Here is an 8,237-nt window from a genome sequence, read left to right on the forward strand (position 1 = left end):
TCTCAAAAGATTCCATATTTTAAGACCTCACGCCCCCCGCGTGTCCGTTGTGGGCTCCCCCCGCGCCTCTACACCGTGGGGGGGGGGGGGGTTTTGGCCCCCCCCCCCCCCCGGCGGTTGGGTCGTGCTTCACATCACTGGACTCTCGGCGAGCCCGGCGTCGTAATTACTTCTTCTGCCAGGCGTACAGGTTCCAGGTCACGCCACCGCCGACACCGATGTAGGAGATCGGGCCGATGTCCGCGCTCGACGCGGCGAAGTCGGTCAGCTGGAACAGCGGGATGCTGTGCAGGTCGTCCCGCATGATCTTGTCCGCTTCGTTCATCATCGTGATGCGCTTCTGGTAGTCCAGCTCGCCGTTCGCGGCTGCCCACTTCTCCGTCAGGGCGGCGGAGTCGTAGTTGTTGTAGTTGCCGGAACCGCCCTTGGACTTCTGCGCGTAGTTGCCGTACGCGCCGGCCTTCAGCGGCTGGCCGACCCACGCGAACAGCGCGGCGTCGAACTCGCTGGCCGGGAGGCGCTTGTCGTTGAAGTCCGCGGCCTGGTCGGCCACGATCTCGATGCCGGCCTGCTTGCACTTGTCCTGCAGGATCCGGACCGTGTCTGAACGACGCTGGACGATCTTGTGGCCCAGCTTGAAGGAGGCGCGGAACTCGCCCTTGGTGTAGATGCCGTCGGCGCCCTGCTTCCAGCCGCCGTCCTCGAGGGTCTTCTTGGCCGCCGCGACGTCACCCTTGCCGATGTCGCCGTAGTGGTCCTCGTAGCCGACCTCGTTCGGCTGGAACGTCAGGCTGCCGAGCGGCTTGGCGTTCGGGTCGACGTCCGCGATCAGCTTCTCGACCAGGGCCTCGCGGTCGAAGCACTGGGCGATCGCCAGGCGCAGGTCCTTGTTCTCCTTGAACAGCGGGACCGCCATGTTGAAGTCGACGTGCTCGTAGGTCTGGCCACCGGCCGCGTAGACGTCGAACGCGCTGTCACCGCGGAGCTGCTGGGCGACCGCCGGGTCGGCCTGCGGCGCGATGACGCTGACTTCCTTGTTCTGCAGCTGCTGGGCCGCGGACTGGGCGTCGGTGTTCGTCTTGAGGATCACCTTGGCCGGGCCGCCGGGGTTGCCCCACCACTTCGGGTTGCGCTCGAGGACCGTCTGGTCCTTGAGGTCCGTGGAGACGATCTGGTACGGGCCGCCGGACAGGGCGACCGCCGGGTCGAAGCCCAGCCAGCCCTTCGTGTAGAAGTCGGCGACCTTCTGGACCGTCTCGTCGTTCTGGGCGGGCGTCACCTTGGTGATGTCCGCGACGCCGGTCTTCTGCTCCAGGATGTGCGCCGGCAGCAGGCTGTCGCTACCGGGCTGCGAGAACAGGCCGCGGTAGTCCGCGAACGGCTTGTCCTTGAAGAACGTGGTGGTGATCGTCTTGTCGTTGTCCGAGCACTCGAGCTTCTCGATGTTCTCGTAGCCCGTGGGGGACGAGTCGAAGATCGAGGCTTCCTCGCCGCCTTCGCCCTTGACGGTGGCCTTGCTCGTCGCGGCCAGCCACTTCAGGTAGAAGTCGTCGCAGTCGATGGGCTCGCCGTCCGACCAGACCGCGGCCTTCTGGACCTTCCACTCGATCGTCTGCGGGTCGCTCGACGTGACCTTGACCGACTCCATCAGGTCGCCGTCGACCTTGATGATGACCTTGCCGTCGACCAGCTCGGTGATGTAAGGCGAGGGCTGCACGTTGGACAGCGCGATGGTGCTGGAGAAGTTGTTCGTCGCGCCGATGTTGTTGTTGTAGTTGTGGAAGCCCTCCTCCACGGCGACCGCGACCTCGCCGATGTCGTCCACCTTGGGACGCTTGAACAGCTCGTCCTGGCCGCCGATCGCACCGGGGTCCAGGTCCTGCGGCCCGCTCTGGTCGCCGCTGCCCGAACCGCCGCCACCGCACGCGCTCAGCACGAGCGTGGCTCCGGTCAACAGCGCAAGCGCCGAGACAGCCTTTGATCTCCTCATCGACACGTGCCCTCCTAGCACTGGGTTGGAGCGACCGTTTGGGCCGACTTCCACCCATAACCGTGATGTGCCAAACGCGCCCCGAACCGACACACCGTTGCAGCACGATAAGAAGCGGCGCGCGGCACGGTCACTGCCCATCGGCCGATCGTGACCAAAGGGTGACACGTTGGTCGCAGCACGCAACTCCGTCGTTACCCGGTGGGAGCGTTCGTTAACCGGACGGCGAGAATACTGTCAATACTGCACCGCGAACGCATCTTGAAGCCAGTGTTTCGTCCGGGTCAACGGTCAACGATCTTCGCGCTCCCAGGCGCGCGCGGTGCTCAGCGGACCGGCGAACGGCGCGCCCGCGCCCACCCCGGTGGCCTCCGGGAGCACCACCATCAGGTCGGCTACCTGGAACAACGGCAGCGAGACGGCCTGCTGCCAGAGGACCGGCTCGATCGTCCGCAGCGCGTCGGCCAGCAGCACCTCGCCGCTGAGGGCCTGCTCGATGACCGGCTGGACCGCCTGGTCGCAGAAACCCGACAGATTCGCCGGAATGGGTGTACCGCCGTCGTCCTGTGACGGCCGGCACCCGAATGTGGATGCCAGAAGGGCCGCGGAATCGCCGGTGTCCACCTGGGGGACGACGGCAATGTCGACCACCTCATTGGGCGCGGCGGTATCCGACAGATCTTGGCCGAACAACTCATTGGGCTGCGTTGTCAGGACGCGCGCGGCGATTCCGGACAATGACAGTTGACGTTGGACTCGGTTCGCGATGGCCACGTACGGCTCGATCCCGGCCGGTGCGGCGATGGTCAACTCGAGCGGCTTGCCGTCACGCCCCCACTGCCCGCCCGCCGGTCGGGTGTAACCCGCTTCGGTGAGGAGTTGCGCCGGGTCACCGGCCTTGGGGGGCATGGTCGGGGTGTAGCCGGGCTTGCTCGGGGGGATGACCTGGGCGTCCGCCCGGAGCTTCGCACTGGGCCCGCTGCGGACGCCGAGCGCGATCAGGTCTTCGCGGTCGAGCGCGTTCATCACCGCGGTGCGGACGCGGACGTCCTGCATCTGCGGCGCGGCGGGGCGGAAGAGGAGTTGGACGACCTCCGGGCGCGGGACGACGACCGTGGTGAGCGGGTTCGTCCGGGACAGCTCCTCGACGTCCTTGGTCGCGATGGCGTCGGCGCGCAGGAGGGCGACCTGGGCGTCACCGGTGTTGAGGGCCTCGATCGTGTCGTGCTGGCTCGCGCGGCGCAGGACCAGCCGGTCGAGCGCGGGCGGCTCCTCCCAGAACCGGTCGCTGCGCTCCAGCACGATCTCGCCGCGCGGCTGGTCGAGCGACCGGACCGCGAACGGCCCCGCCGTGGCCGGGAAGCTGTCCGCGAGCGCCGCCCCCCACCCGCCGGGGGCGTCTTTCAGCAGGTGGGCGGGCAGGAGGTGGCGGAACAGGTTCCGCCAGCCGGGGTACGGCCTGCTGAACCGCACCTCCACCACCTTGCCGCCCTCGCGGCTGGCGATGTCGTCGATGAGCCGGTACCCGGCGGGGTCCACCACCCCCGGCTCCTCCCGCATCCGCTGCCAGAGGTACACGAAGTCCTCGGCCGCGATCGGCGCGGAGTCCGACCAGCTCGCGTCCCGCCGCAACGTGTACGTCACCGTGTACGGCTCCGCGCTGGTCACCTCGGCGCTGACCACGAGGTCCAGGTCGAGCCGCGGACTGCCGTCCGCGTCGGTCCGGAACGTCGAGGGCAGCAGCAGCGAGGCGAGCGCCGTGGTGACCGTGCTCTGGCTGGCCAGCGTGTGGGGGTTGTACCCGCCCTTCACGTCGTCCATCCCGACGACGATCTCGTTCTGCTTCTCCTTCGGGACGACCGTCATCCCCGGCGTCGACGGCACCAGGGGTGGCGGGGGCGTCGCCGTGCAGCCCGCCAGCACGAGCGCAGCCACCACCGCAAGAACCGTTCGCGTCCCCATGGGTACGAGCGTGCCAGACGGCGCTGACAGTTGACGCCCAACCCCACGACTCCCGCTACCCCGACCGGCCCACCGCCCCTCCCGCCGCTCCGCTCACCCACGCGCGCGGTTCGCCGGGTCCGCGGTCGAGTTCCGGGTCGTCGGGTTCGGGATCCGGGCCGGCGTCAGGTCGGCGCGGGAGCCGGGATCAGGGCCGGGGTCGGGACCGGGATCGGAGTCGGGATCGGGATGGGAGCCGGGGCCGGAGTCGGGATCGGACCGGAGTTCGGGCCGGGTCGGGGTCGGGGGCGGGGTGGTGATGGTCGGGGTGGTCGGTCGCGGTTTCCTCATGTTCCAACCGAGGGACCGTAACAGTGTTTCCGTACACTTTTGGCCGATGTTCACCCGATCGTGTTCGGCGGCCCTGGGCGACCGGTCCTGGGACGACGACGGCACCCCGGGCCGGAGCCCGAGGTGCCGTCAGCACACCCTATATATAAGGAGCGGCGGTCAGCCCCGCAACTTGTTGCGGTTGCGCTCGCGGCCGCGCTGGTTCGCGTCCAGCGTCACCTTCCGCACCCGCACGACCTCCGGCGCGACCTCGACGCACTCGTCGGCGGCGCAGAACTCGAGCGCCTCCTCCAGCGACAGCTTCCGCGGCCGGGCCAGGGTCTCCATCACGTCGGCGGTCGACGTGCGCATGTTCGTCAGCTTCTTCTCCCGGCACACGTTGACGTCGAGGTCCTCCGCGCGCGGGTTCTCGCCGACGACCATGCCCTCGTACGCCTCCGCGCCGGGCTCGACGAAGAACGTGCCCCGGTCGGCGAGCTGGATCATCGCGTACGCGGTGACCTGGCCGGACCGGTCGGCGACGAGCGAGCCGTTGTGCCTGGTCCGGATCTCGCCGGCCCACGGGCCGTAACCCTCGGACACCGCGTTGGCGATGCCGGTGCCGCGGGTCTCGGTCAGGAACTCGGTGCGGAAGCCGATGAGGCCGCGCGACGGCACGACGTACTCCAGCTTGATCCGCCCGGTCCCGTGGCCGGCCATGTTCTCCATCCGGCCCTTGCGGTTGGCGAGCAGCTGGGTGATCGCGCCCAGGTGCTCCTCCGGCGCGTCGATGGTCAGCCGCTCGAACGGCTCGTGCAGCTTGCCGTCGATGGTCTTGGTCACGACCTGCGGCTTGCCGACGGTCAGCTCGAAGCCCTCGCGCCGCATCTGCTCGACCAGGATGGCCAGCGCCAGCTCGCCGCGGCCCTGCACCTCCCAGGTGTCGGGCCGCTCGGTGGGCAGCACGCGCACCGACACGTTGCCGACCAGCTCCGAGTCGAGCCGGGCCTTGACGACCCGCGCGGTCAGCTTGGTGCCGCCGTTGCGGCCGGCCAGCGGCGAGGTGTTGACGCCGATGGTCATCGAGATCGCGGGCTCGTCCACGGTGATCCGCGGCAGCGGCTCGGGGTTGTCGACGTCGGCGAGCGTGTCGCCGATGGTGATGTCGGGGATGCCGGCGATGGCCACCAGGTCGCCCGCGCGCGCCTGCTCGGCGGGCACGCGGTCCAGGGCCTCGGTGATCAGCAGCTCGGTGATGCGGACCTTGTGCACGGAGCCGTCCTCGCGGCACCACGCCACGGTCTCGCCCTTGCGGATGCGGCCGGCCTCGATGCGGCACAGCGCGATGCGGCCCAGGAACGACGACGCGTCGAGGTTGGTCACCAGCGCGCGCAGGGGCGCGTCGGCGTCGCCGGTCGGGGCCGGGATGTGCTTGAACAGCACGTCGAACAGGACGTCGAGGTTCTCCTCGTCGGGCAGGCCGCCGTCCTCGGGCTGGTTCAGCGACGCGCGGCCGGCGCGGGCGGAGGCGTAGACGACGGGCAGGTCGAGCACCGAGTCGTCCGCGCCGACCTCGGTGGCCAGGTCGAGCAGCAGGTCGTGGGCCTCTTCGACGACCTCGGAGATCCGGGCGTCGGGGCGGTCGACCTTGTTCACCACGAGGATCACGGGCAGGCCGGCGGCCAGCGTCTTGCGCAGCACGAACCGGGTCTGCGGCAGCGGCCCCTCGGAGGCGTCCACGAGCAGCACGACGCCGTCGACCATGGACAGGCCGCGTTCGACCTCGCCGCCGAAGTCGGCGTGGCCGGGGGTGTCGACCACGTTGATGGTGACGGGCCCGTCGGGCGTCTGGCGGCGGACCGCGGTGTTCTTGGCGAGGATCGTGATCCCCTTCTCGCGCTCCAGCTCGCCCGAGTCCATGACGCGGTCGACCAGCTCCGCTCGTTCGGAGAAGGCGCCGGACTGGCGGAGCATGGCGTCGACGAGGGTCGTCTTGCCGTGGTCAACGTGCGCGACGATCGCGACGTTGCGCAGGTCGTTGCGGACCAGCGTTTCCTTGATCGACGCGGTGGCCGTGGGCACGCGGAACTCCTAGAGCTGTGTGTGCGAGGGAAGCCAGGCGCCGGACGTGGATCGCGCGCAGCCTGAATACAGCTTACCGGGCGGCGTGCCCTTACCACACAGGCACGGCAGGTGAGGTCAGCCTCACCTACTCTGAGGACACCCGGATGAGTGGAGCACAACGCGTGGGCAAGGTCAAGGTGAAGAAGAAGTGCTGCCGATCGACGCCCCGGTGCAAGAGCTGTCCGGTGGTCGCGCTGCTCAAGGCGAAGAAGAAGGCGGCGAAGAAGGCCGCCAAGCAGGAGCGCAAGGAGAAGAAGAAGGCCGCGTGAGGGCGGCCGCCCGGCCGGCGCCGGGTGGAGCGGGGCCGTGGCCGGTCAGCCGGACACGGCTTCGTTGACCCTGGCCAGCTCGGGGGCGGTCCGGGTCGCCTGGAACTCGACCACCTGGCACTTGACCAGCTTGCGGATCACGAACGGGTCGGTGGCCAGGAGCGCGTCCAGCTTCCCGCGCGACATCGGTCGGGCGATGATCACGGCGCCCGACCGGGGCACCTGACGGCCCGAGACCAGGAAGTTCCCGGCCTCGTACTGCTTCTTCAGCCACTCCACGTGGTCCGGGAGGGCGTAGTCGACCTCGTCCAGCGGTGCGATGTACTCCAGCAGCACGACGTACATAGGTCGAATGTAGCCCCGTGACACGCCGGGGTGACGCGCTAGAATCCGGCTTGTGCGCGCTCTTCACACGTTCTGGTGGTCCGCCTTCCGGCGGCCCTGAGAACTGCGCGCAGACGAACGCAGGCCGCCCGCTGGGGCGGCCTTCGCGGTTTCCGGGGGTCTCTTCGAGCGGGCACACCCCGAAGGGATCACCATGGTCAGGCTGTCCGCGATCACCCCGTCCGGCCCCGTCCAGCTGGGCAACTACCTCGGCGCGATCCGGCGGTGGGCCGCCGAGGGGACCGGGGAGGACGTGTACTTCATCAGCGACCTGCACGCGATGACCACGTCGCACAACCCGTCACGGCTGCGCTCGCTGACCCGGGAGCAGCTGGCGGTGCTCGTCGCCGCCGGCGTGGACCCGCGGTCGGTGGCGGTGCAGTCGGACCTGGTCCGCGAGCTGGGGGCGTTGACGTGGGTGCTGGAGTGCACCTGCACGTACGGCGAGGCGGCCCGGATGATCCAGTTCAAGGAGAAGTCGGCGGGCCGGTCGTCGGTCCGGTTGAGCCTGCTCACGTACCCGGTGCTGATGGCGGCGGACATCCTGCTGCAGGGCGCGCACGAGGTGCCGGTCGGTGACGACCAGCGGCAGCACGTGGAGCTGGCGCGGGTGCTGGCGCGGCGGTTCAACGGCACCTACGGCGAGGTGTTCGCGGTGCCGCGGGCCGTGGTGCCGCCGACCGCGGCGCGGGTGCGCGACCTGGCCGACCCGTCGCGGAAGATGGCGAAGTCGGCGAAGGACGCGGCGGGCACGGTGTTCGTGCTGGACCCGCCTGACCTGGTGCGCCGCAAGATCCGGCGTGCGGTGACCGACGACCGGGGCGAGGTGCGTTACGCGCCGGAGGAGCAGCCGGGGGTGGCGAATTTGCTGGAGATCCTGGCGGCGTGCACCGGGAAGGACCCGTTGGAGCTGGCGGGTTCGATCCGGGACTACGCGGAGCTGAAGGAGGCCGCCGCGGAGGCGGTGGTCGAGGAGCTGCGGCCCGTGCGCGAGGTGACGCAGGGCCTGCTGGACGACCCGGCCGAGCTGGACCGGGCCCGCGCGCACGGCGCGGAACGCTCCCGCGACCGCTGCCGCCACCGCCTGGACGCCGCCCTGCGCCTCTCGGGCCTCAACTAACCCCGCGTGAGTCCTACGTCCCTAAATGCTGTTTAATACGTTCTCGCAGCCCGCGTTTTTTTCGTAGTTAAGTTATGTT

6 protein-coding genes are annotated in these 8,237 nt (G+C 69.5%); 2 read left to right on the forward strand and 4 right to left on the reverse strand.

Annotated elements, in window-relative coordinates; genetic code table 11:
- Positions 1 to 166: 166 nt before the first annotated feature.
- From ACFXGA_RS32490 to typA, 3 genes are all read right to left on the reverse strand, one after another.
- A complete protein-coding gene (locus ACFXGA_RS32490) occupies positions 167 to 1,954 on the reverse strand; it encodes an ABC transporter family substrate-binding protein (protein WP_378094595.1) in 1,788 nt (595 codons plus the stop codon).
- Positions 1,955 to 2,281: 327 nt separating this feature from the next.
- Positions 2,282 to 3,952, reverse strand: coding sequence for an ABC transporter family substrate-binding protein (locus tag ACFXGA_RS32495; RefSeq protein WP_378094597.1), 1,671 nt, complete (start codon positions 3,950 to 3,952; stop codon positions 2,282 to 2,284).
- Positions 3,953 to 4,441: 489 nt separating this feature from the next.
- Positions 4,442 to 6,343, reverse strand: coding sequence for a translational GTPase TypA (gene typA, locus ACFXGA_RS32500; protein ID WP_378094599.1), 1,902 nt, complete (start codon positions 6,341 to 6,343; stop codon positions 4,442 to 4,444).
- Positions 6,344 to 6,489: 146 nt separating this feature from the next.
- Here typA and ACFXGA_RS32505 point away from each other — a divergent pair, with 146 nt between their 5' ends.
- Entirely contained in the window at positions 6,490 to 6,654 is a 165-nt protein-coding gene (locus ACFXGA_RS32505; RefSeq protein WP_378094601.1) for a hypothetical protein, read from the forward strand.
- 45 nt (positions 6,655 to 6,699) lie between these two features.
- Here ACFXGA_RS32505 and ACFXGA_RS32510 read toward each other — a convergent pair whose 3' ends face one another.
- Positions 6,700 to 6,999 carry a YciI family protein gene (locus ACFXGA_RS32510; RefSeq protein WP_378094603.1) on the reverse strand — a complete coding sequence of 100 codons (300 nt, stop codon included), beginning with the start codon at positions 6,997 to 6,999 and terminating at the stop codon, positions 6,700 to 6,702.
- Between the two features lie 193 nt (positions 7,000 to 7,192).
- Between ACFXGA_RS32510 and trpS the strand changes: the two genes are divergently transcribed.
- Positions 7,193 to 8,158, forward strand: coding sequence for a tryptophan--tRNA ligase (gene trpS, locus ACFXGA_RS32515; RefSeq protein WP_378094605.1), 966 nt, complete (start codon positions 7,193 to 7,195; stop codon positions 8,156 to 8,158).
- Positions 8,159 to 8,237 lie beyond the last annotated feature (79 nt).

The sequence above is a fragment of the Actinosynnema sp. NPDC059335 genome (assembly GCF_042752395.1).
Classification (GTDB): Bacteria; Actinomycetota; Actinomycetes; order Mycobacteriales; family Pseudonocardiaceae; genus Actinosynnema.

Excerpts from the sequence above, each read along its gene's own strand:
- ACFXGA_RS32495 (WP_378094597.1), bottom strand. The coding sequence starts at position 3,952 with ATGGGGACGCGAACGGTTCTTGCGGTGGTGGCTGCGCTCGTGCTGGCG.
- ACFXGA_RS32505 (WP_378094601.1), top strand. The coding sequence starts at position 6,490 with ATGAGTGGAGCACAACGCGTGGGCAAGGTCAAGGTGAAGAAGAAGTGC.
- ACFXGA_RS32510 (WP_378094603.1), bottom strand. The coding sequence starts at position 6,999 with ATGTACGTCGTGCTGCTGGAGTACATCGCACCGCTGGACGAGGTCGAC.
- trpS (WP_378094605.1), top strand. The coding sequence starts at position 7,193 with ATGGTCAGGCTGTCCGCGATCACCCCGTCCGGCCCCGTCCAGCTGGGC.